Here is a 23,755-nt window from a genome sequence, read left to right as displayed (position 1 = left end):
CCATCAAAGATTCAAACGTTCTTAAAGAGGTTCAAGATACGTTACTCAATAACTTTAAAGCTGGCCGACGTAACTATACGATTTTTCAAGTTGGTAAAGCGACGCTACTGCGAGTCAGTGATGTCATGCGCTTAAAACAGACCGATATTTTTAATCCGGACGGTTCTATTAAACAAAATGCGTTCATTCACGACCGAAAAACGGGTAAGCCTAATACCTTGTATCTTAAACCAGTTCAAACAGAGCTCTTATTGTACCGTCAATGGCTACTTGATCATAGACTAGCCTCTGAATGGCTCTTTCCTTCAATTCAGCACCCCGACCAACATATTACGGAAAAACAATTCTACAAAGTCATGACTTATGTACGCCATTAATTGCTAAAACTATGTATGATCATTTGTCCAATGCTCAATAGAAGTTATTCCAAAACAGTCGCCATATGCCGTTTGTTGAACACCACGATGAATACATTAACTTGCTAAGTTCATGGTTAATCGAACATTAAATAATTTTTCTAAAATAAAAAAACAGGACACAGAAAGTAGTTTTTATGTTCTGTTTTTTTTATTGTCATAACTCTTATTACTGATCAATTGCTGCTCTAATTTCCATCCTCAATTCAAAACCACTAAGCTCAGTTATACCATTATTAGTCTAAATTAGCTTATACCTTTTTATTTTTTCTCAGATCCAGACGGATGTTTTATTCCTAAAATTTAGTTTTTCTTAAATTAATACTTTCGCAGGAGCTTTACGTGAAAAATATACAATATAAAGCTATAATGGATTTTGAATAGTGATAATAGAAGGGAGCATTTTATATGTATCATTCAAATGGAAACTACGAAGCTCTAGTACATGCACGTAAACCTACAGGCGTCGACCAAAAATCTGCCTATATCGTTGGCGGCGGTTTAGCGGGTTTAGCAGCTGGCGTTTTCCTTGTTCGTGACGCACAAATGCCAGGTAAGCACATCCACATCTTAGAAGAATTACCAGTTGCAGGCGGTTCTTTAGACGGCACAAAGAAACCCGACATTGGATTTGTTACTCGCGGAGGCCGTGAAATGGAAAACCACTTTGAATGTATGTGGGATATGTATAGCTCGATTCCTTCATTAGAGATTCCAGGTGCTTCATACCTCGATGAATACTACTGGTTGGATAAAGATGACCCCAATTCCTCGAATTGTCGCATGATTTATTCACGTGGCAATGAAGTTCCAGATGATGGGCAGTATACCTTAGGTAAAACTTCTAAAGAAATCGTCAAACTAATCATGACACCTGAAGATAGTTTGGGCAAAAAAACCATCGAAGAATACTTTTCGGATGAATTCTTTACCAGCAATTTTTGGTATTATTGGTCGACCATGTTTGCTTTCGAAAAATGGCATTCAGTCGTTGAAATGCGTCGTTACTGCATGCGTTTTATTCATCACATTGATGGTCTACCTGATTTTACCGCTTTAAAGTTCAACAAATATAATCAGTATGAATCAATGACTTTACCGCTCGTAAATTATCTTGAAAAACATGGCGTGGATTTTCAATTTAATACAATCGTTAACAATGTGATCGTCAATAATAACAATGGTGAAAAACATGCGCAAAAATTATTACTGACCGTTGATGATACTCCACAAGAAATTCAATTAACTGATAATGATATCGTCTTTGTTACAAACGGTTCTATTACGGAAAGTTCAACTTACGGTGATCACCATACTCCTGCACCAACAACATCAAAACCTGGTCCAAGTTGGGAATTGTGGGAAAACTTAGCAGAACAATCTGCTGATTTCGGTCATCCGAAAGTCTTTTACAAGAATCTTCCAAAGAAGTCTTGGTACATTTCAGCAACTGCTACTGTCAAAAACCCTGCAGTGGAACCCTACATTGAACATTTAACAAAACGAGACCTTCATGATGGTAAAGTCAATACCGGCGGGATCATCACGATCAAAGATTCGAATTGGATGATGAGCTTTTGCATTCACAGGCAACCGCATTTTAAATCGCAAAATGAAAATGAGACTACCGTATGGATCTATGGCTTGTACTCCAATACACAAGGAAACTATATCAAGAAAAACATTGAAGATTGCACTGGTGAAGAGATCACGGAGGAATGGCTTTACCACCTGGGTGTTCCAGAAGACTTAATCAGTAAACTTGCTCAACAAGACTCAATCAACACTAACCCTGTTTATATGCCATTTATCACTTCGTATTTTATGCCGCGAGTTAAAGGAGACCGTCCAGATATTGTTCCAACAGGTTCAAAGAATTTGGCCTTCATTGGCAACTTTGCTGAATCTCCGACACGTGACACAGTTTTTACGACAGAATATTCCATTAGGACAGCCATGGAGTCAGTGTATACTTTGTTAAATGTTGAACGCGGCGTACCTGAAGTTTTCAACTCCATCTACGATATCCGCGAGCTTTTCAAATCAATGTATTATTTGAACGACAAACAAAAATTAACTGACAGCGAACTGCCAATTCCTGGTTTTATTAAGCATCAAGGTCTCAAGAAAGTTAAAGGGACTTGGCTCGGAGAACTACTTGAAAATGCAAAACTAATTTAACAACTTTCCACATTTAAGCACGATCTCTCGTGATAATTAGAACCACTCTTAATTAGCGAGGGATTTTTTGGTTCTTTATCAAGTGGTACTGATGAAATAAATTATTAAACTTAAAAAGTATTTGGTCTAGCTTAGTTAAGCTGCTTGTTCCTGAATGGAGCGAGCAGCTTTTTTTAGTGCGCTGTGAAAATTCAAACTGACATAGCTATTCTTTAATTCAACCAGGATACGTAGTCGAAAATTCTCAAAGTTTTTGGTGCTGACGCTTCTTTTTCTCTAGTTCGTACTCCAATTCTCTTTGTCCTTTCTTTTGCTTGTTACGCTCCTGATCTTGGTTATTCTCGTAAAGCAAGCTCATCAAGGTGTCTGATAGTAATTTGTTCAAATATCTTGCTGGTGTGTTTTCGTTATAGTTGACGGCTCGATAATCAGGCATATTTTCTTTACGAAAATTATCATTTCTTTGGTTATGCTGTTGTATTCCTTTTTTAGCCTGTTCAACTTGTCTAGCAGAAATCTTTTTATCTTGCCCTGCTTCCCCAATAAATAACTGTTGTGTCCCCCTATTCTTCAATACACGTAACAAATTAGCGTTTTGAATCTCATCAGATTTAACCTGTCCGCTTAGATAAGCAAGTCCCTGGGCATGTTCCTGGGTCGTGAATTGTACTGGCGGATTGTTTTTCAACTGGTCTAAATCACGCTTTTCTAGTGATTTAAGTTCAGGATTATAATAAACAACTGCTGTATATAGGCGTTCTTTTTCAGTCATTTTGACTTGATCAAGGCTCATATCAGGGAAAGTCTTACTTAACACGTTGTTATATTGCGTATCAACCACTTGTTTAATCTCATTTACTGCTGAAAGTTCTTTGATATTCTTCTTCAAAACATCTTGTTGTTTCTTATCAAAGTCACTTAACAATGTACCTTTTGTACGCTTAATATCTGCTAGTTGATAGCCTTTATTAGCTAAAATATCACTAATAGTCTCCTTAGCTCGCTGTTCTTGCTTTTCAAGCATTAACAAACTAGCAAAGGGCCGTTTGGTAAACGTCAAAACTTGTTGGTTTAAAATGTTCGTTCTTATCATTGCTAAACGGTCTTTTAATTCGCCTCCTGCAAACACCTTTTGTTCACTATCTGTCTCTTTGATTAACTCACGTTGTTCTGCAATAGTTGTTTGTTCAAAATCAATATCGGGATAAAGCTTTTTAACTGTTCGACTAACAACCTTATCTAGTAACTGATTTGCTTCTGCTAATGACTTTTCTTGCTGGTTAATTGTTACTAATTGCTTTGTCATATCTTGTCCGATTGCTTGCTTAATTGTGGCACTATTTTTCCAATTAAACAGCATACGTTGTTTTTCGTCCACGTTTTCTAAACTAACAAATGTTTTTAGTTGCTTACTTAGTTGTGCAACTATATGTTTTTCATCAAATGAATAGTGACGTTGTAACGTTTCTATACGGCGGATATTATGAATTTTTTCATTGGCATTTTTAGCTTCTGCTTTTGCTTGTCTTTGCTGTTTAACATTGCGGTTAAATTCTTGGCGTTTTTCTTTCTGTGAATTGATACCCTCGTGTTGTGTTGCCACTTCATCAATTCCTTGTTCTTCATATGATTTTTCACTAATGCGATCAGGCAAGTTTTTGGCTTCTAAAACTTGGTTTACTGCGTTAGCCCAGTTTTTGCGCCATTCTGGTATTTTTTCTTTCTTATCCCAATCAACTAGCCATATTTTCCTTGACCTAGGAAATCTACTATTTTTTGTATATGTTTTGTTACCATTTTTGTCTAAAATATTCTCTCGTTTGCTCTTTAATCCCCACGTTCCATTAGGATTAAATGGTCGATTGGTTAGCATAACATGAGCATGTGGATTATCTGGGTGGTCTTTATGGATAGCGACATCCGCAACCATACCTGAATTAACAAAATTTTCTTGTACATATTTTGTTAGTAAATCTTTTTGCTCTTGCTCCGATAATTCAATCGGTAAAGCAACATTAAATTCTTTGGCATAACGTGAATTTGCTTTACGGTCTTTCTTCTCAACTTCATTCCATAATTGTTGCCTATCTTTCGCCCATTCTGGCGCATTTTTTGGTGTTAAAATAAATGCTTCTGGCATGACATCACGTTTATAAAAGTAACTTTTTCCCTCTTTATCAGAAAATAGTTTTTCCCCACTTCGATAACTAGCACTAGCAACTGCACTACGCATTTTTCCAGCGCTAATATTTTGGAAGCTCATGTGAAAAATTGCCATTGCTGTTATCTCCTTTCTTTGTGGGTTTGTTTTTGATTTTTGTTGTCGCCATAGGCGACTTCTGATACAGGTTTTTATGGTCTTAGCACAACACAACTTCATGTTGTGTGTAAGTGAGCATTGACCTCGTTTCACTCAGTCTTCTGATTCTCTTAACTTTTACTTAGTGTATGCCTTCTGCTTCGCTATTTCAACTTTTATACTTTGACTTAACGTTTCCCTTATGATATAGTGTCGGTGATTATTTCTAATATGATTGGAGGGATCGTTATGTCTCAAAGTAACTTAGAAAAACAAGAAGCTAAATTAAAAGCCCTTAATCAAAAAATTAAGGACGAAAAAGATAAGATTGAACAACGGCTAGGTAAACAAATCATCAGTCAAGCCAATTTAGATTATGCTAATTTGTCTAACGATCAGATTAAGCTTTTAGCCAAGCAATTTTCTGAATTTTTAAAGGTAAAGTCCGTAGATCATTAGCCATACGAGATGGGGAAATTCCATGTCTAATCAATATGAAAAACTAGTCGAGCAACAAGCGCGTTTAAAACAAAAAATTGAGCGGGAAGATTTTAAGTTACGCCAATCTAAGTATTATGAAAATCGACAAGCACGAAAAGCCCGCTCTCGCCGATTAATTCAAAAAGGGGCTTTATTAGAAAAGTACTTTCAATCTAATAACCTCTCGGTCGAACAAACCGAAGAACTTTTAAAAATATTTGCTAATTATGTTAATGCTCATAAACCGAATAAATTCAAAAACGATCAGCCTAATAACTAGGCTGATCGTTTTTATTTTCTGAATCATTCATGGGATTTCTAATTTTTAAATCTGAATTATTTTTAACAAAGGAATTTAATTGTTTTTGAACAGCTGCTTCAAAGGTGATTTTGGGGTTTATTCAAGGAAAATATCGCAAATTATTTTTAATTACCTGGTCATGATCTCTTCTGTAAACTGATACAAATTTTTAGCTATTATCGAAGATCACGACGTTATCAGCTTTGAATGCAACTGCTGCTAAATTATGATTTGATTGATTATAGCGTTTTTTAACAACTTCATCTGGTACACCGTGCCCACCCTTTTTGACCCGCTCATGAACCCAATTAATTGCGACTTTTTTGTTCTTTAACGCCACGTATAAAAGCGTGACCTCAAACCCATTTTGGTGAGCCCGCTCGATTAAATTTAATTGTGCCTTTCCTTGACCAGATAAGGTTGTTTCAACATAAATACTCTGCCCAGTATTTAAAGCCGCGTGGAGTTGTTTTATTTCTTCGCGCATTGCCCCTAAAGTTATCACGATTTTTATGCAAATCGCCAACCATTTTTTGGAGGATTTCATCGGCATTTAATCGTTTGGAGTGAGTAAATAATTCGGGTCTCTCGCGATATAAAGTGCTTTTACCAGCGCCGCTTATCCCAGCCACGATTATGTATCTCTTTGGCTCACTCATGTTAAATCACAAAATGCTTTTCGTTGATAATTTGCTCTTGGCGTTTATCTAAGTGTGTAACCCGTCAAACAGCTTGCGTTTATCAGGATCTGGGTTATGGGCTGCTTGTTCCCAAATGCCTTGTATATCGACGGCCCAGGGGTCAGCCAACAATTGCTCTATTTTTTCAACTTATTTGCTGGGTTTGATCATTTAAAAGGCTCCCGTCACTTTCACTTAGTTCAGTCACCACCTGTTCAACCACTTAAGGCGCCTATTTTTGCTTCTAAGCGATCTTAAAGCAGTTTTAATATAATCCACTGCAACACTTAAAACGGCTTAAATGAGCTAATATGACGTTTAATTCCAAGCACGCTCATTGTCAGTGTTCTGTTCTTCGGGGTATTTAGCCGCATATTTTCTAACCGCTTTTTTATTCCACCAAATCCCAAATAGGTTTTGCATGGTGCCGTATAAGTAGTTTTCCACGTTCTTGATATGCTTCTCATTGCTTCCTAGGGCGTTAAAGTAGCGTCTCAAGGCTTTAGTCATCAAAGGTTTTAGTTCTTCGTCGTAAAGCGGGATTAGAACCCCAATATCTTGATGATCCTCTTCAACTCGGTATTTAGCGTTTAAGATAATGCCAATAAAACGATGCATTTATTTAAGTTAGATACATATTATATGTACGAAGGCATTTCATTTACACAAGATTCTTGACGCTACCTATCTAAGAGATAAAAAATCTAAGGGCAATTGGTAGCACTAAATTAAGAGATTTCACCCCGTACTTATATTGGTTCCAAATCTATCTACTTCATCATCAATTCCTTCAACATCTGAAAATACGCTTTGTTCCTCAATATACTGCCTATTCTGTAACTTCAAAAAAGCCTCAAGGTAATTAACCCAAGCTATTGATTCTGCTTCTCTTTTCCGATATAAAGCTCTTAATACCATTTCTAAAGTTGCAATTTGTGACGCTTGATTTCCTTTCCCCTTTTTTACAATTAGCTTATTAGATGAAATGGCTTGTTTCATCACCCTATTCAAGGTTGATGGAGAAATATCAAGAGCATCACGAATAGCCCTGGTTGACATAATAACTTTGTCTGCTCCAGAGCTAACTTTATTAATTAGTTCAATCACATCATTTAGCCATTCTGACCCGTGACTATAGACGCGTTCTGTGCGAGGCTTCGCCCACTTGTACCATTGAACGTTACTTTCTTGCACCACAATGCGCTTCTCATCAGGTGTTGCCCAGGTATCTATTAATTCATCAATATAAAGTTTAGATGCACCTTTATAATTGCCAGAGTAAGCGTCACGGACGCAACGCTGCATATCTCGTACGTCTAAAGGATCTTCAAGGTATGAATTAAACTCATCTAATAAATTGAAGGCATCGTTTTGGTTTTTTCCAGAAGAGTAGCACGCTAAGGCCAGTGTAAGTATAGTATTGTGACGTCCTAGTCCTTGACCTGGTTTAATGTTGTGCTTTGTCAACATAATTCTAAACCAAGCTTGATCGGTTTGTTTTCTATATTGAGAATGCGGACTATTAATTACTTTTAGATTGCTCTTACGCTTTTCCTTACTTTTTTGTGTGACTGACTTACTCCACATTAAAAAACCAGCAAATGAGTAGGTCAATTCTGGTTCAAAAAAAATAATATTATCTTCCCGCGGGATCCGAAAAATTCCAAAACTATTACATCCTACATCAGTAGCAGGTATTTTTTCCATAATCGTACTTTTTATATTTTCAGAAATCTTTCTAGCCGCGCTTAAAACAGGCATACTACCATTTTTATGTTTTGATAAAAATGCTGGGCGATCCAAGATATAGTAAATTTGATACCCTTTATCAGTTTTTAAGACAAGTGTGGGTAGAATATGGTCATCTAAGACTATGCTGCTATTAACCAGATTCAGGTTTCGATCTCTATCTAGAGCATCTTTAAAATCAATATCAACTACAAACGCATTAATTTGGCTTAGATTACGTTCTGAATGCCCTTTAATATGTTTACGGCTGTTATCATATCCTAACCAATTAAAGGTATTAGGTGTCCAATGTGTTAGTGTCTCAATGTTTTCTATTAATGCTTCTTCAGAAGTCACGACAAAACCCATGTCACGACTCATTGATGATTTATTACGAAAAACAGCAATTGAACCAGTCTTATTATCGTTATGTACTTCTTGATTGAGTTGAACTAGTTTACTATTTTTTGGTTTATATTTTTTTAAACCATTATGTAAAATAAGACTAATTGCAGACCAAGATTTGTAGCTTAATTTTTCCGTTACGGACATAATATTTGCACTCCTTTCAGAACGATATTAACCAAAGGTATATTTGTTTTGAAACAAATAGTAGTTAATGCCGTTGATTAACTCGAAAGAAAAAGTGAACCAGCATATCACTGATCCACTTAGAGTTAACAGAATCAAGATGTGCCGTTCAAAGCCATATTAATCCGCAAATCATGTCATTATCTATGTTCTATAGCAGTATTGAATTTTAGAGAAAAATAGAATACAATATCCTATGAATAAGTTTTATGAACATTTATTTTCTTTATATTTTTTTGCGGGTCGCTGTGAATGCCAGTTCACAGTGGCTTTTTTTATTTTCTTTTGCACTTACAATAACCTACCCAAAAACCTATGTCAATCGCATTCTTGAAAAAAGATACTTTTGCTATTGTATAAAAGTATCTTTTTATCTTTATATCTAAAGATACTTTTATCTTTTTATCTTTAGATAAATGTATTTCTTGATTTGTCGCTGTTTATTGTCCATATTTTTATATCTTTGTATCTTTAGATAAAAAGATAAACTTATCTAAGGATACTTTTATCTTTTTATCCTTGTAAAATTTTTTTTTTATATTATAATAAAAGTGCAAAAGGATACTTTAACAGAAAATAAAAATCATTTACTTATTTATATTAGGAGGCAAACATGCCACAAGTTATTATTAACGCACAACAAAAAGGCGGCGTTGGGAAAACAACTGATACCGTTATGGAAGCAATCGTAGCTTCTACAATATTTGATAAAAAAGTATTGGTGATTGATACAGATTTACAAGGGAACGCTACAGATTTTTTAGGCCGAACCTTTAACTTAGAGAAAATAGATTACACACTTATGAGGTGCTTAGAAATAGGCGACTTAAGTAAAGGTATTGTAGAATTAAGCGATAATCTCGATTTGATCGGTTGTAAATATGATATGCGTAAATACGGGGATTTTCTTATAGAAAAATTTGATAATATCTATGACCGTACTTTTTATATGTCAAACCTATTAGACGCCATCAAAGATCGTTATGATTATATATTTATAGACGTTCCACCTTCAACAGATTTAAAAGTTGATAATGCAATGGTTTGTGCGGATTATGTTGTGGTGGTCCAAGAAACACAACGATTCTCTTTTGATGGATCTAAACGTTTAGTATTTTCTTACCTACAAAGTTTGGTTGATGATTTTGGATCGAAGGTAAAAGTACAAGTAGCAGGCGTTTTGCCTGTACTCCTTCAGAATCGAAGAGAGTTACACAAAAAAATTGTTAACGACACAGTCTCTTTCTTTGGTCAAGATAATGTGTTCAACACAATCATCTCAAACCATGCAAGGTTAGAATGGTATACAGCACAAGGTATACAATTTAATGATTTTCACGACAAAAAAATGTTTGCACTTTTTGCGGATATTTTTTGTGAATTAGAAGAAAGGATACAAGCCTTTGAAACTCAGGGAGATATATCTGACTACATATATAAACGTCGTTATTTGACAAAAGACAACAAACTTACGAAGCTTGGAAAGGGGTTAGATGTTAATGGGCTTAATTAATCGAGGAAATAAAGAAACCGAATCACCAGAAGCACTCCATTCAGCTGATGTCAGTAGAGATACATCTTCTCTTAATCCAAAAACAACGGAAACAAAGAAATGGACTGGAGCAGAGAGGAAAAATATTAAAGTGGCTCCGCCTGTCTTAGATTTAATAAAAACAATGTGTAATATGACCGACAAAAATAAACCAGAATCGAAAGCATATGGTTTAGTCAGTACGGCTGTAAATGAATATCTAAAAAATCACTTTACTGAAAGAGAACAAGAAATTATTAGGAATAGCATCGAAATTAAATACCGGTAATACAATTTCAAAAAGACGTTATTAGAACTTACTTATTCTAATAACGTCTTTTGTATCTTTATATCTTTATATCTTTAGATACAAAGATACTTGTGAACTAAACTATTTTTTTAAGCTCACTTGAGTATTTCTAATTGGATACCTAATTTAAAAAAGGGTAGATTGTACTATATCCTTGTATCTTAAGATACAAGGATATTTAGATATAAAAATTAAAATGTCATATTAATAATGTAACTAGTGTTTAATGTTTAAATTACTAAGCTGCTAAGCTATTGGTCTTGCCATTTATATATGCTTTATTAAAAAGTATCTAAGTATCTTTGGATACAAAGATACTTAGATACTTTTGATATCTAGTACTTTTCACAATAGATATTGAAAATCTATTATAAGAAATTTTTTAAGAACTATAAACTGCTTTAAATTAACATTGATAACGATAGTTGCAATATACTCATCATCCTCTATAAATCATTAATCGACCTAGCATAGTCACGAATTCGATAAACCTGTGTTCGTCCGATACCAGTTTCTCTGGAAATTTGCGCAATACTTTTTCCATTCTTTATTCCGTTTAAAACCCCATTATATATGAAGCGTTTTGAACCATTTGGAGCATATTCTTTTTTTCTTCCTTTATATATGCCCTTTGCCTTAGCTATTTTTATTCCCTGACTTTGCCTTTTTAAGATTTTTTGGCGTTCTTCTTCTGCCGTATATTTATATATTTCCAATACAAGATTTGTTAATAGAGCTCTTAAATTGCCGTCTTCAACACCTGCAAACGTAGGTAAATCTAGAACATCTAAAACTGCTCCTCTCCGTCTGATTTTATCAATAACATCTGTTAAATCACGCGAATTACGCCCTAAGCGATCCAAACTTATTACTGTAACTACATCGTCATCATGAATATACTCCAGCATTTTTTTTAACTTTGGGCGTTCCATGTTTTTACCAGAAATTTTCTCTTCAAATATTTTTTGAACTTCGGCTTTTTTTAAAGCAAAGATTTGACGGTCTAAATTCTGATCAGTGGTAGACACTCGTGCATATCCTATTTTCAATTTTTTGACTCCCTTTTTAAAGTATTTATGTGACAACTCTATTGTGTCATACATAAATACCGAGATTTCAATAAACTAATTGTAACACAATAGGGTACACCCTAGTGGCCGTTTTCGGCTTAGTACTATTAATGCAGCTTTTCTATATTCAATGACCTTAGTTCCTCTTAATTTGATTTTTTGTATGGGAACACAATGCCCAATCTGAACTCGTTTTTTATTGCGTACTTCATAGACTTCGTTCCTAGCATGCCACGGCCAACTTGCTCTACAGACTTACTACCTTCAAAATAGTCTTTTTCAAGTTTGCCCATTCTATTTACATAATCCTTGATATACCAAACTTTTCGAGCAAATTGCGCAAGACGCACCAAAGCAACGATCGCGCTGTTATTCGCGCATACGGTATGAACGTGGTGACCACGATCGAAATCAACAGTGTGGCGAAGCTCTTCACGCTATACACGCACCTATCCAAGTAGCAAATAATGAAGACGGCGAAACGTCAAATGCAGGGATTGTCCCTGCATTTGACGTTTCGCCACCTTTTTGTAAATGGTGAATTGGTGTGCCATCCACATTTTCGCATTTTGACCGGAAGCACCGTTACATCAGTAATTCCATCTTGTGTTCGGGCAATTTGGTTGTATTTAGTATCCCCGTGTTAGAGCACTAGGGGTATGGACGGCCGGCTGACGCGGACAGACCTTTGCTCGCACTTGCGCCTTTCACGCTGAACGGCAAAGCGAAGTTAGCTAAACCGAAAGCTGGTATCTATCTTCTATCTGGAATAGTGAAATGCATCCTACTCCCATGACACTGGCAACATCTGGAATCTTTGGCTCCTTTTTCATTGGATTCTTTGCGCTAAGTTGTCCCGCTGGTTGCTCAAAGGTAATGATTTGCCATCCATAGGCAGCTGCCATTGCAATCAATTTAGGATCAGCTTTCCAGTCTTGACTCCAGTTTGCGATTGCGGCTGTTCGATAGTATCCGCAAGTCTGTAAATAGTTCATGATTTTCCCATACTGTGTTAAATATTGATAATCTGCTTCATAGCCTTTAAACACGCAAGGTTGAATTCGGTTAGCTATCCATTACGAGAGTTGGTCCCCAGATCCAGATAATTCTTTGTAAACCACTTCCGGTATAACAATCTCCCTCGACGTCCCTGTTAGGCAGCCTTCAATCCAAGCCCAGTAACTTGGAAAGTGAGACATTGAATAGTACTGCTTGAATGGCGCGATAAAAGAATTACTATCAATTACAAACTTTGCGTTATTCGTTGAACTTGCCAATATCTCACCCCTTTTCCTTAATTTTTCCCAGTAGCTTTTCAAATGCAGTACTATTGCTGACACCCATTAACTCAAATGCTGTGTTATAACCTAAAGTTCCACTATTAACGCTCCACTCAACTTCTCGAGCGAAAGTGGAATCGGTTTGTGCCGCTTTCGTTGTATAGTATTCTCCACCACCGCTACCTTTAGCCCTTTGATATTCCTTGTTACGTTGATATTCCCGATCGAGTTCATTCTTAAGCTGATCAACAGTTTCTTGCGTAATTAGTTTCAGATGAAGGGAGCGTATGGCAGCGGACAAGGGACTAGCATTAAATCGCTTGGCGACTGCTATAATTTGGTCAACTTCGGTGCTCTCGTTGTATTTCTGCCACTCAGTCGTAAACAAAGGCTCAGGAAATATTATGACTTCGCTAATACGATTGATATATTTCTCGGTTTTAGGATTCAAGAATTGGCGGTGAGCTTGATAATCATCATTATATAGTTCAGACGTTCCAAACCATATATGCGTTAGTTCATGCACGAGAGAAAATAACATGGCATTATAGCTGTCGTTAGAGTTTACAAAAATGAAGGGAGCGAATGAATCATCGATAGCAAATGCCCGAAACTCAGCTTGAGCCAACGGCCGATGTGTATTACTACCAACGATTCCGCTATACATGACAATAACGCCAACTTGATCTAATTTCATTCGTAAGAGATTGAATGCCTCGCGATTTTTCAAGCCAACATTCCATCCTAGTTTTAAATCTAGACTTTTCATAATGTTGAAGGCAATCTGTTCATCACTTAAACTGCGATAGTTCGCGACATACTTAAATCCATGAGAGAAGAAACTAGAGGGATATCCGTTTTTCTGACGTTCCTCACTAAGCCAACTCTGTTTCAGCTCCATGCTGTGAATAGTATCAACCAAGTTGCGAGAAGGCCGATCTATCTCGATGTTGTTGATCGTTCTAAACTTCAGTAATGGCAAATCCTCTTTAGGAGTATTATCCAAAAAGAAATATCCAAAAGGAATCTGAGCTTTTTTGCTTAAATCTTTAAGCTGATTTAGGGTCGGCTTACTTTCATTTTTGAGCCATTTATCAATTTTATTTGTCCATGCCTCATTCAAGGTACCATTAGATGCTTCTTGAACCCAATGCAAGACAGCAGGCTTAACGTCAATGCGCGTAGTTGCCATGTTATCGCCTCCTTTCAGCAGTACTCTATTCGCTCATTCTATCATGATTTTACGTTTTTGTATTGCAAGCGATTGATGCTAAGCCCTGGATTGCATAATTATTTGATCTTAATCGAGAAAAACTTTGCTTTTAGCGCCAATTGAGCTTAATTTCACGTGTTTATTAGTAGTTAAAAATATTTTTCTCCGGTGTTATTTTAAAATTCTGCTTTGTGAATGTTTTAAGCTGCTTTTGCTATATTAGCTATATTGTTGATAAGATTAAATGTCATCTTATTCAGATAAGAGCGAGACATATCGCAAGCAAGAATATCACAAAATGTATTTTTGAATTTGTGTTATGAGGATCATAATAACTTTATTGAAACAGCTCTTTCGAATTTAATAGGTAGTCCAATATTAGTTTCTTATATTTTTCGCGCGTTTTATAATCTTTTTTAATTATATTCACATTCGTGATTTCGATAAAAAAACCTTTAAGACGTCAACTTTGTCTTAAAGGTTTGCTTTAATTAATCTTTATCTGTCGATTTTTCAGCAGCTTCTTTAGCTTTAATGGCATCCATAGGTGGAATCACCTTAGCAGTTTCTTTCATTTGTTGTAACTCAGTGATGTCCCCTGTAAAGTCAAAACAACCAAGGTATTTACCATTCTCATCATGAACTGCATAAAAAGAAATATAAATTTTACGACCATCAAGATCTAGTAAAAATTCAAAATTATCCTTTGTACCAGCATGAAATTGTTTCAATAATTCTTGAACCTGTGGGCGGGCGCCGCCATGATGTAGGCCTAAAACGTTTTTACCAAAGGTCTCTTTAGAACGTTTGTAGACCCGATGTCCATTATCAGTGAACCATTGAAATTCATCATTCTCGTCACAAAATCCCAATTCAAAGGGAATCGTATTCAGAATTGTTTCCAAAACAGGTAAGGCAATATTACCAGTTTTAAAATGTAACATATCTTTTATATCAACGGTCTTTGGTTCTTCAGCCATGTTAATCACCTCATATAAATTTAGTTGTTCCAATTATAAACACACTAACTAAATGTATAGAATTTTAGCTTAAATGTAAATAGAAAATTACGTTGGTTGCTGTTTTATTCTGACCTTAGGGCAATGGCAGCATCCTTTTTAGCTGCCATTCTAGCAGGCACATGGCCACCCAAGACGGTTAATGCTGTGCTGATCAGAATTAAAATTACCCCATGCATGAGATTAAGGGCGGCTACGCCACTTCAGCCGGTAATTTTCTCCAAAATAATATTTGCTGGAAAAGTCAATAACCACGCAATTAAGACACCTAAAATACCTGAACCAAAACCTAGTATAGTTGTTTCAGCGTCAAATACCCGGGTAATATCCCTTTTTCTTGCACCTAAAGCTTTTAAAACACCGATCTCTTTAGTCCGCTCCAGTACCGAAGTATAGGTAATGATGGCAATCATGATCATGCTTGTGATTAACGAAATGCCTGCAAAGGCCACTAACACATAAGTGATCGCATCCATCAAGCCACCGGTTAAATTAGAAACATTCCCTGCAAGATCAGTATAAACCACCTTATTGACCTTACTTTTACCTTTATTATATTTATCTAAATAGCTCAAGATTTGATCTTTATCTTTAAAGCTTGAAGGATAAATCTGAATACTAGTTGGTACAGCATTGCCACCAATCATGGCTAACATCTGCGGCTTGGCTTCTGCTGATAACTCTTGATTGGTCATGACATTACGATTACTGTTCTTTTGTGTCTTGACAATAGCCGAATCGCGATTATCTTCCATAACTTGTTTAGTCAACCGATCACTATAAGCAATCCCACTAGCTAAAATACCATCGCTATTTTTAGACTTAACTCGCAAAATTCCGACCACTTTTAACGTCTTGGTTTTATTGGCTTGAGACATTTTTTGATAGTCATTTCCTGGTAAAAAATTACCCGTCGGTAGGGATTGATAAAAATCATCGTTACTAACTAATTGCATCGTCGTCCCAATTAATTGATCAAAGGTAAACTTTTTATTTTCTTTAACAGAAATTCCTAAATTACGGAGAGCATTGATATTAATTGAATTATCTCGATTAACGACCATCACAACATCTGTCGGTTTATCAGGATAAGCCCCAGACAATAATTTATAGTTAGACTTTAAAAAACTTTGACCGCCATTCCGGTCAATGGGATATACAGAACCACCTACACCTGTAGTTTGAGCCATTAAGGTCGCAAAATCGGTTTGACCACTTTGTTTGGTATTTGAAAATTTAACAGCCTGATATTTACCGTTAACACTTCTAATCAAATTAAGTCCAGTGGCATAGGTATTACTAATATTTTTAGTGAGCGAAGGACTAATTTTATCCACATAGTCAAGATAATTTGACGTCAATTTATTTTCATGCTGAGCTTTTTCAGCTGCACTAGTAGCGGCTGTAACCGAATTACTTTTGGAAAATTCTTGTTTTAAATTTTGCTGCTGCCCGGAGCCATCCTGTCCCACTTGACTAATAGTCACTGGAAATTGAGATAGAGTCTCCTTCTGGGTCTGATCGATTTGTCTTTGGAACCCATTTGACAGTGCTAGAACCACCGCAATACCAATAATACCAATGCTGGACGCAAACATGGTCAAAAAAGTACGCCCCTTTTTGGTTCGAATATTATTAAAAGATAACTTTAATGCGGTGAAAAAACTCATTTTCGTTCGTTTCAAACGAAAACGTGTGGTACTGCCATTCCCGTTAAATGGCCGCGTATCTTGCTGAATTTTACCATCTGCAAATTCAATAATGCGGTCAGCATACAGTAACCCACAACAATTGGACGTTGCTATGCCTAATAGCTCAATCCCAAGCTATGGTGTCACTTCCGCAACAGTTCAAGTATTAAATTAATTTCATCCCCTATCTGATTGATTATCCTCCCATAATCATCTATAGATAAAAAGAGCCTGGACGTTAATGTCCAGGCTCTTTTTGCTTATGCTTTTGCTAATTTAAGTACTTCTGCTTTTAGGGCGCTGATCAACTTAGGATCGTCATTAGGCATTTGTAGTCGGGTTAATTTGCCACCCTTAGTTTCAATAGCCTGCTTTAATTCAATATCCACATCATATAGAATCTCTAGATTATCATTGATGAAACCAACGGATGCGGAAATAATATGTTTGATATTATCCTGTTCAATTAAGTTTTGTGCCACTGTAACAAAATCTGGTCCGATCCATTTCTGTTCTGTCCGACCAGCACTTTGCCAAGCAATGGTATATTGATCTGGCGTTAATCCAGCAGTTTTAACCACGGTACGCATATTTGCTTCAACTTCATCACGATAACTGTCACCCCCATCAATGATACTCATTGGTAAACTATGGGCACTGAGAATGACTTTAGTATCAGGCTGGTCGATTTGTGGTTTCAATGCTACCAATTGATCACTCCAAAAATGAATCAAATCATCATTTTGCCACCAGCTCTTTGCTTCAACATAGGTTACATCTCCATGGTTAACCAACACTTCCTTAGCTCGGGCATGATAGTCACCCGTGTTAAAAGCTGAGTAGTGCGGTGCCAAAGGAATACCGTAAATAGTTTTAATCCCAGCGGCTAAAATATCTTTAACTGCATCTTGAATAAATGGATGAATATATTTATAACCGACAAAAACTTGATATTCACCGGGGAACTCTTGATCTAATTGTGCTTGCAATCCTTTCGCCTGGGCGTCAGAAATCTTAGCTAACGGTGAAGTCCCGCCAATGGCTTTATAACGGCTTACCAATTCATCATACAATGGCTTTGGTGGCTCGTGATGGTTGCGAATATTGGTGTAATAGCCCATAATATCGCTAATTTCATAGGGTGTACCATAGGACATTAATAGAACTGCTTTTTTATTACTCATAGATTTTCTTCTTTCGTAAAGGGAATTAAACTAGTAACAATGATGCTGATCACTGCAATCACTACTAATAGGACAAAAATACCACGATAAACTTGAATACCCATGTGGCCATTATTCACATTTAATTGAATAACGGAGGCGTAGACAATTGGTGCAACGGTGGCACCAATTTTTTTGGTGGTGGATAGGCCGCCGATTGCTTGGACACGATTCCCCTTACCAGCCATCCGACCGGCAATAACTTGCAATGGTGCAGACATGAAGCTACCTAAACCAAGGCCGAGGATGAAGGAGAATATTGTGAAGAGGCGTAATTGGCTTAGACCAAAAATAATTAAAAGACCGGATAAGCCAATTGAAGCGGCCGAAATAATTAATGTTCTTTTATTACCTAGTTTATCGACCATTAGGCCACCGATCCAAGAACCGATCACACTCCCCAACCCGGTGACAACTAGAGTCATCCCTGATAGACGCATTGGTAGATGGAAAACAGTATGAACATAGGTAGGAATGTAGATGAATACGGCGAAAAGTGTACCGCCGAGTAAACCTAATAACAGCGTTAAACTATATGCGGGTTTCTTCAATAAATTAATTGGTAAAAATGGCATCTTATTAGGTGCAATATTGCGTTCAACTCTGATGAAGGTCCACAGGCTAATTGCTGCAACTACTATTAGAGCAAAGATGAGATACTTATAAGTGTTGAATTGTTGAATAAATGTCAGGAAGAGCATGAATGAGGTGATAAAGATTGTAAAGGCGGTTAGACCTGGAAAATCAGTTTGCCACTGTTCTTCTTTCACTTCGTTATCTAAAATCCGCCATACTAATAGGAATAAAATAGCAATAAATGGCAATAAACTATAATAAAAGGCACGCCAGTTACCTGTAAAGGCCAGCGTTAACCCTACAAAAATAGGGGCGAAGATTGAAGCTAAACCTGAAACAACACCAACAACAGAGACTTTACGGCCTTGGCGTTGATGTCCAGTCGTATGTAACATGAGATTGATGGATAATACAATAATGCCACAATCCCCTAAAGCCAGAATAAAACGACCTAGTAGGAATAAACCGTATGTTGGCGCAATACCGGTTAATAGAGCACCCAGGAACCAAATACCTAGTTCACCCATAAATATTTTTTTTGCGCCATAAATATCTGATAAATTAGAAGCGATTGGTGTACCGATCACTAGTCCCAATGTATAAATGCCTGCAACCCAGGATGAATTCACTGAACTCAAGCCAAAAGTCCCGGTTAGTGCTGGAAGCATCGTTGACACCGTGCCCCCATCTAGTTGCGAAATAAAAACTGCAATTGCATAAATCCAGAAATGCGATCGTACTTTCTCAACCGTATTAATCATTAATAACTTAAGCCTCCCAATTTTCTAAAAACATTTTTTGTAATCCAGCATTGTCCATGTGTGTGCCCACCACAAAATATGGAAACTCACCATAGACAGAACTGGCTTCATAATAACGCATCTCAGCAATAATTTTTTTGAACATCAGTGGTGTCTCTGCAAAAAGAGTCACGCCCCATTCGAAATCGTCTAGACCAATGGATCCAGTGATATATTGCCAAATTTTACCAGCATATGTCCGACCGACTGTGCCATGATCATGCATGAATTGACGGCGCTCATCGTAAGTTAGGGTATACCAATTAGCACCAGGTATTCTAAGCTTGGACATGGGATAAAAACAGATATAAGGTTTATCAGGTAATTCAGGCTTCAGATGTTGATTCACATAGGCCCAACCTTTATCTGATTTAGGTTTACCAGTATAAGTACCCACTTCAGTAACGGAAACGTAGGAAGTCCCTCGCTTTAAATAGTCAAACAGTGGCAACTTCGTTAACTGAAGCTCAATTTCATTTAACTCAGCCAATGTTTCGCGAAGTATAATGAGGCCTAGATCAGCCTTGTGACCAGATACATTGAATACATAGTGACTACCATTACCCTTAGCTTCTGTCTGCACAAAATCATCCAAAAGTAATTGAAACTGGTGGACCATTTCTTGTTGGTGCTCAAAAGTGACTTTACGCCAACTAGCACCATCAATGGACCAAAGTAAATGCATACAATACCAACCCTCAAGTGTCTCAACAGGTTCCTGCAAAGTAATTCCTCCTTTTCTAAAAAACAAAATAACAACCGTCATTCTATCATTATAGACATTATGTTAGTATTTACACAATATAATTTTGCAATAATTAACTTCAGTTAATTCCCTAATTTTTAGTAATCCCATACAAAAAAATGCACCATCTATGCTAATATATGGCTATCAAGATATTACTATTTTTAATACTCATTCAAATTACCTCTGGAGTCGATTGGTAGTGGTCAAGGCATCAATTTCACTTGGCGTCAACACCACGCGCTTTTGATAATCCGGTTGTCCGGCTGTCTCACGGTTGTATTTTTCTTGGTAAGCTTCGGGGTCGATTAGTCGTAGTTCTTCTTCGGTCAATTCGACGCGCATAAAGGCACGCTGGCTACCATAGATCATCAGAGCTTCACCTTGTCGTCTGCGTTCTAGTAACTTCTTTTCTTTATCCGAGAACGTCATTCTTAACTTAGTAATGACATCATCGACACCTTTACCATCAAGGCCAAAGAATACCTTGGTATAGGAGTTCCCAATAATGGCTTCACCAATGTTCTGCCCGGTATCTGTCGTGCCTTCAATCACATCTTGAATTTGCTGCGTTCCGGCAATCGCCCCAGCATTATACTTTCTAAACCGCTTGTAGGCTTGGTGGAAAAAGGTGGCGGCGGCTTTGTGCAAGGTCAAGAAATGAAATTCATCGACAAACAATTTCTTGCGGCTATGCCGATCTTTGGTAATTTCGTCCCACAGGTATTGAAAAGTATTCAGATAAGCCGCTGATTGGACTTCCTGTTCACTTTGTAGTGGTTTTAGATCAAAAGAAATGATCTTCCCCTTTAGGTTGACGTTGGTATGGCCGTCAAATAGGCTGTTAGAACCATGGGTATAACTGCCTAAGATGTAGTAGAAGTCTTTAACCCGATTGAATTTGTCTTCGTCTTTATCTGCCAGTTTTTCCAACTCGTCATAAACATTGGATAAGGTCGGCCACTGATCGTCTTTAATCTCTTTTAAGCGGCTATATTTCAAAACGCCACTGTTGACGTAAGCTTGTTTAACGACATCATCAAGGATTGCCAGCTCAACTTGGGTAATCCCGGTTTTAAGCACTTCAAAGAATCCCTTTAATCGCTGGATTTTATCTTTGACTAGTAAATCAAGGTTTGTGACCGCTTAATCGGCGCTTAAGATTTCTTCGGAAAAGATTTGTAGCGGGTTAATTTTGTACTTCGCATTAGAAGTTAAGTGCAAGACTGCCCCACCCAGGGCTTCGACAATCTTGGTATATTCGTTTTCTGGATCAATAATGTAGAGTTGATAGTCTTGAATGGCGTAGCGTAGAATTTTCTGAATCATATAGGTGGTCTTGCCGACCCCCGAGGTCCCAATAATCACTTGATTTTGATTAAGCGTCTTATTGCGATCCAGCATATCCACGGCAATTAAGCTGTTGGTATCTTTGTTAACCCCTTCAATATCACTTCTCGGCTTTAAGTCCAGAATTTCGGCGTCGTCAAAGGGAAACATGCTGCTGGCGACTTCGGTATTACTTTCTTTATAGGTGTAATCCCCCATGAGGTTCTCGTTAATTGGCATGGTTGACCAGAAAGCGGTAGCGTCAAGAATCTTGTGTAAATGAAATGCCTTCGTACATATAATATGTATCTAACTTAAATAAATGATGCTTCCAAGGTGTCCTGGAGTCCTTTGAACCCTCGGTGGATCCGCTTCAGAGACTTCTCGTTATAAACATTAAACTGAGAAACCAGGAAGCGATCCAGTGAATCTTCCGTTGTAAATTGTTCTTTGTGGTGGGTGGTGCGCTTGAGATGCTTATTAAAGTTCTCAATCAGGTTAGTGGAGTATAGTGATCGCCGGATAGCTGGTGGAAAGTCCATGAAAGTGAGTAAATTCGGCATTTTAAGCAGATCTTTGATTAATTTGGGATAGGTCTGATGCCAGTTGTTGGCGAACTCATTCAGTTTCAGTTCGGCTGCTTCACGGTTGGCGGCCCGATGAACTTGTTTAAAGTCACTGATCACGGCCTTGCGGTCTTTTACGCGAACTTTGTTCATCAGATTCCGCCCAACATGAACCAGGCAACGTTGTCGTTTGGCTTTAGGGAAATGCCGATTCAAGCCTTCATCCAACAACTAACCCATCGGCCACAAACAACAGCACATCTTTAACGCCCTGCTTGATCAAGGTTCCCAGCAGTTCAGTCCAGATTCCAGTCGATTCCGTTGGCGCCACTTGGTAGTTCAGCACTTCTTTCGTACCATCTGGACGAATGCCAATCGCAATATGAACGGCTTCTTTTTGAACGGTATCCCGCTTTAACGGCAAGTAAGTGGCATCTAAGAAGATGGCCGCATATTGTGAAGCCAGTCGCCGTTGCTGGAAAGCTTGAACCTGTTCATTGACGGCTTTAGTCATGTTGGAAACCGTGGCTTTGGAGTAGTGAGCACCGTACATTTTCTCAATGAGTTCGGCAATTTCAGCAGTGGTAATTCCCTTGGTATACAACTGAATGACCGTTGTTTCTAAATTATCACTGTGCCGACCGTAGGCTGGCAAGGTATGATTTTCAAACCGGCCATTGCGATCTCGAGGAATGGTTAAGTTAAGTTGGCCGTACTTCGTATCAAACGAGCGCTCATAACTGCCGTTGCGGTTATTACCAGTGTTAATCCCAGCGTATGAGTAGCGTTCGTAACCCAAAAACTCTGCCAATTCGGTTTGAAGCAGCTGGTTAATCGCAATTTCGAGGTGGTGACGAAAAACTTCGTCCAAATCTTGCTTTTGGGCTAGTGCAGCGATAATTTCTGTGGTAAGTTCATTCATGGGGAATGCCTCCTGTGATGTTTTCTGTGGTTACTAAATATCATAAGGGAAGGCATTCCCTATTTCTATACAATTCAGAAATCTTTTATGCATTTACACAAGATATTTTACGCTCTCATTTTATTTACTAATACGTTTGAAATTTGATAAAAATTACAAAGAAGGGACAAAGATGACTTTGCCTATCTTATTTTCTTGGCCTATGACATTTTTTGCATTCATACTGCTAACTATATCTGATTTTTTATATTTAAAACATGAAATAAAAAGACTAACTGATACAAAAAAGACTCTAACAATTATTACCCTTCTATTTTCACTTTCAGTAAGTATTTATGTTGCCGCATCTATTGGTCACATTGTAACTAAGGACTATTCAAGTAATACAACTTTTTTTATTTTCGGCTTCGAATCAATAACGATTACATTAACAAGTTTATTTTTTCTATTTATTACAGCAAAAAAAAATATTTTAGACAGAAAAGAAACTATACACCTGGCCCAACAAAAATATTTTGGGCACAATTTAATCATGTTTTTTTCTATGGTTCACTATGTAACAGGATTAACTGATCTTGTATTTATCTTTAGTCTCATATATCTACCGGAGTTTCTTGACTATCTACTTCCAATCCCAAATAATTATCCAGGTAACGTTATTTTCCTTAATCTTCAAAGTTTATTTATTATTATTAGTGTATTCGTCATACCCTTTTTATTATTAATCTGGGTGCCAAAATATTTCAGAAAACAATTAAGTAAAACAAAAAAATAGGGTCCATTATTAACAAATCGCCCCTCAAA

14 protein-coding genes and 7 pseudogenes are annotated in these 23,755 nt (G+C 37.1%); 7 read left to right on the top strand and 14 right to left on the bottom strand.

The window, feature by feature from the left end:
* Positions 1-2 precede the first annotated feature (2 nt).
* The 3 genes and pseudogenes from FC27_RS10470 to FC27_RS10465 all read left to right on the top strand — a co-directional run.
* Positions 3-368 (top strand): annotated as a pseudogene (locus FC27_RS10470) (tyrosine-type recombinase/integrase); the annotation flags it as partial.
* Positions 359-508: pseudogene (locus tag FC27_RS12260) on the top strand (alpha/beta hydrolase); the annotation flags it as partial. The pseudogenes FC27_RS10470 and FC27_RS12260, both read left to right, overlap by 10 nt.
* Positions 509-824: 316 nt before the next feature.
* Positions 825-2,597 (top strand): oleate hydratase, encoded by a 1,773-nt coding sequence (locus FC27_RS10465; protein ID WP_010625584.1) that lies wholly within the window; start codon positions 825-827, stop codon positions 2,595-2,597.
* A gap of 244 nt (positions 2,598-2,841) precedes the next feature.
* Here FC27_RS10465 and mobQ read toward each other — a convergent pair whose 3' ends face one another.
* Positions 2,842-4,875: a MobQ family relaxase gene (mobQ, locus tag FC27_RS10460; protein ID WP_010625585.1), complete on the bottom strand. Its 2,034-nt coding sequence runs from the start codon at positions 4,873-4,875 to the stop codon at positions 2,842-2,844.
* Between the two features lie 252 nt (positions 4,876-5,127).
* Here mobQ and FC27_RS10455 point away from each other — a divergent pair, with 252 nt between their 5' ends.
* Together FC27_RS10455 and FC27_RS10450 are read left to right on the top strand one after the other, a co-directional pair.
* Positions 5,128-5,355, top strand: coding sequence for a hypothetical protein (locus FC27_RS10455; protein ID WP_076613349.1), 228 nt, complete (start codon positions 5,128-5,130; stop codon positions 5,353-5,355).
* A gap of 22 nt (positions 5,356-5,377) precedes the next feature.
* Entirely contained in the window at positions 5,378-5,656 is a 279-nt protein-coding gene (locus FC27_RS10450) for a hypothetical protein (protein WP_010625587.1), read from the top strand.
* On the opposite strand, the pseudogene FC27_RS12195 reads toward FC27_RS10450, so the two are convergent.
* The 3 genes and pseudogenes from FC27_RS12195 to FC27_RS10435 form a co-directional block, all read right to left on the bottom strand.
* Positions 5,646-6,336 (bottom strand): annotated as a pseudogene (locus tag FC27_RS12195) (ATPase). The gene FC27_RS10450 and the pseudogene FC27_RS12195 overlap by 11 nt on opposite strands.
* A 339-nt stretch (positions 6,337-6,675) precedes the next feature.
* Complete coding sequence (locus FC27_RS10440) at positions 6,676-6,975, bottom strand: hypothetical protein (protein ID WP_010625590.1); 300 nt, start codon at positions 6,973-6,975, stop codon at positions 6,676-6,678.
* A 120-nt stretch (positions 6,976-7,095) separates the two neighbouring features.
* Positions 7,096-8,637 carry a primase C-terminal domain-containing protein gene (locus FC27_RS10435; RefSeq protein ID WP_010625591.1) on the bottom strand — a complete coding sequence of 514 codons (1,542 nt, stop codon included), beginning with the start codon at positions 8,635-8,637 and terminating at the stop codon, positions 7,096-7,098.
* Positions 8,638-9,289: 652 nt separating this feature from the next.
* Here FC27_RS10435 and prgP point away from each other — a divergent pair.
* Both prgP and FC27_RS10425 read left to right on the top strand, forming a co-directional pair.
* Complete coding sequence (gene prgP, locus FC27_RS10430) at positions 9,290-10,189, top strand: ParA superfamily DNA segregation protein PrgP (RefSeq protein WP_010625592.1); 900 nt, start codon at positions 9,290-9,292, stop codon at positions 10,187-10,189.
* Complete coding sequence (locus tag FC27_RS10425) at positions 10,176-10,496, top strand: hypothetical protein (protein ID WP_010625593.1); 321 nt, start codon at positions 10,176-10,178, stop codon at positions 10,494-10,496. Before prgP ends, FC27_RS10425 begins: the two co-directional genes overlap by 14 nt.
* Before the next feature lie 467 nt (positions 10,497-10,963).
* Here FC27_RS10425 and FC27_RS10420 read toward each other — a convergent pair whose 3' ends face one another.
* The 10 genes and pseudogenes from FC27_RS10420 to FC27_RS10375 all read right to left on the bottom strand — a co-directional run bounded on the left by FC27_RS10420 (position 10,964) and on the right by FC27_RS10375 (position 22,951).
* Positions 10,964-11,620, bottom strand: coding sequence for a recombinase family protein (locus FC27_RS10420; protein ID WP_050901079.1), 657 nt, complete (start codon positions 11,618-11,620; stop codon positions 10,964-10,966).
* 701 nt (positions 11,621-12,321) lie between these two features.
* Positions 12,322-12,927: pseudogene (locus FC27_RS10415) on the bottom strand (DUF4411 family protein).
* Positions 12,869-14,059: an ImmA/IrrE family metallo-endopeptidase gene (locus tag FC27_RS10410; protein WP_010011588.1), complete on the bottom strand. Its 1,191-nt coding sequence runs from the start codon at positions 14,057-14,059 to the stop codon at positions 12,869-12,871. The pseudogene FC27_RS10415 and the gene FC27_RS10410 overlap by 59 nt, the downstream one beginning before the upstream one ends.
* 512 nt (positions 14,060-14,571) lie before the next feature.
* Positions 14,572-15,060, bottom strand: coding sequence for a PAS domain-containing protein (locus FC27_RS10405; protein ID WP_010625596.1), 489 nt, complete (start codon positions 15,058-15,060; stop codon positions 14,572-14,574).
* Between the two features lie 104 nt (positions 15,061-15,164).
* Positions 15,165-15,629, bottom strand: a pseudogene (locus FC27_RS12255) (ABC transporter permease); the annotation flags it as partial.
* Positions 15,630-17,050: 1,421 nt separating this feature from the next.
* A complete protein-coding gene (hemH, locus tag FC27_RS10395) occupies positions 17,051-17,974 on the bottom strand; it encodes a ferrochelatase (protein ID WP_003645607.1) in 924 nt (307 codons plus the stop codon).
* The gene (locus FC27_RS10390) at positions 17,971-19,350 is read right to left on the bottom strand and encodes an MFS transporter (RefSeq protein WP_010625598.1); all 1,380 of its coding nucleotides are present in this window, start codon (positions 19,348-19,350) and stop codon (positions 17,971-17,973) included. Before FC27_RS10390 ends, hemH begins: the two co-directional genes overlap by 4 nt.
* Positions 19,351-19,357: 7 nt before the next feature.
* On the bottom strand, positions 19,358-20,113 hold the full coding sequence (gene hemQ / locus FC27_RS10385) for a hydrogen peroxide-dependent heme synthase (RefSeq protein WP_003680658.1): 756 nt from the start codon (positions 20,111-20,113) through the stop codon (positions 19,358-19,360).
* A gap of 185 nt (positions 20,114-20,298) precedes the next feature.
* A pseudogene (locus tag FC27_RS10380) lies at positions 20,299-21,718 on the bottom strand (VirB4 family type IV secretion system protein); the annotation flags it as partial.
* Between the two features lie 59 nt (positions 21,719-21,777).
* Positions 21,778-22,951, bottom strand: a pseudogene (locus tag FC27_RS10375) (IS256 family transposase).
* Positions 22,952-23,755: the final 804 nt, after the last annotated feature.

It is taken from the genome of Companilactobacillus versmoldensis DSM 14857 = KCTC 3814 (assembly GCF_001434295.1).
GTDB lineage: Bacteria > Bacillota > Bacilli > Lactobacillales > Lactobacillaceae > Companilactobacillus > Companilactobacillus versmoldensis.
This window is presented reverse-complemented; position numbering and strand designations above follow the sequence as displayed.

What these genes read in the sequence shown, in the direction of transcription:
- FC27_RS10390 (WP_010625598.1), bottom strand. Translation starts at nt 19,350, where the DNA reads ATGATTAATACGGTTGAGAAAGTACGATCGCATTTCTGGATTTATGCA.
- FC27_RS10440 (WP_010625590.1), bottom strand. Translation starts at nt 6,975, where the DNA reads ATGCATCGTTTTATTGGCATTATCTTAAACGCTAAATACCGAGTTGAA.
- FC27_RS10455 (WP_076613349.1), top strand. Translation starts at nt 5,128, where the DNA reads ATGATTGGAGGGATCGTTATGTCTCAAAGTAACTTAGAAAAACAAGAA.
- hemH (WP_003645607.1), bottom strand. Translation starts at nt 17,974, where the DNA reads ATGAGTAATAAAAAAGCAGTTCTATTAATGTCCTATGGTACACCCTAT.
- FC27_RS10465 (WP_010625584.1), top strand. Translation starts at nt 825, where the DNA reads ATGTATCATTCAAATGGAAACTACGAAGCTCTAGTACATGCACGTAAA.
- FC27_RS10450 (WP_010625587.1), top strand. Translation starts at nt 5,378, where the DNA reads ATGTCTAATCAATATGAAAAACTAGTCGAGCAACAAGCGCGTTTAAAA.
- FC27_RS10425 (WP_010625593.1), top strand. Translation starts at nt 10,176, where the DNA reads ATGGGCTTAATTAATCGAGGAAATAAAGAAACCGAATCACCAGAAGCA.
- mobQ (WP_010625585.1), bottom strand. Translation starts at nt 4,875, where the DNA reads ATGGCAATTTTTCACATGAGCTTCCAAAATATTAGCGCTGGAAAAATG.
- prgP (WP_010625592.1), top strand. Translation starts at nt 9,290, where the DNA reads ATGCCACAAGTTATTATTAACGCACAACAAAAAGGCGGCGTTGGGAAA.
- FC27_RS10410 (WP_010011588.1), bottom strand. Translation starts at nt 14,059, where the DNA reads ATGGCAACTACGCGCATTGACGTTAAGCCTGCTGTCTTGCATTGGGTT.
- FC27_RS10435 (WP_010625591.1), bottom strand. Translation starts at nt 8,637, where the DNA reads ATGTCCGTAACGGAAAAATTAAGCTACAAATCTTGGTCTGCAATTAGT.
- FC27_RS10405 (WP_010625596.1), bottom strand. Translation starts at nt 15,060, where the DNA reads ATGGCTGAAGAACCAAAGACCGTTGATATAAAAGATATGTTACATTTT.
- FC27_RS10420 (WP_050901079.1), bottom strand. Translation starts at nt 11,620, where the DNA reads ATGTATGACACAATAGAGTTGTCACATAAATACTTTAAAAAGGGAGTC.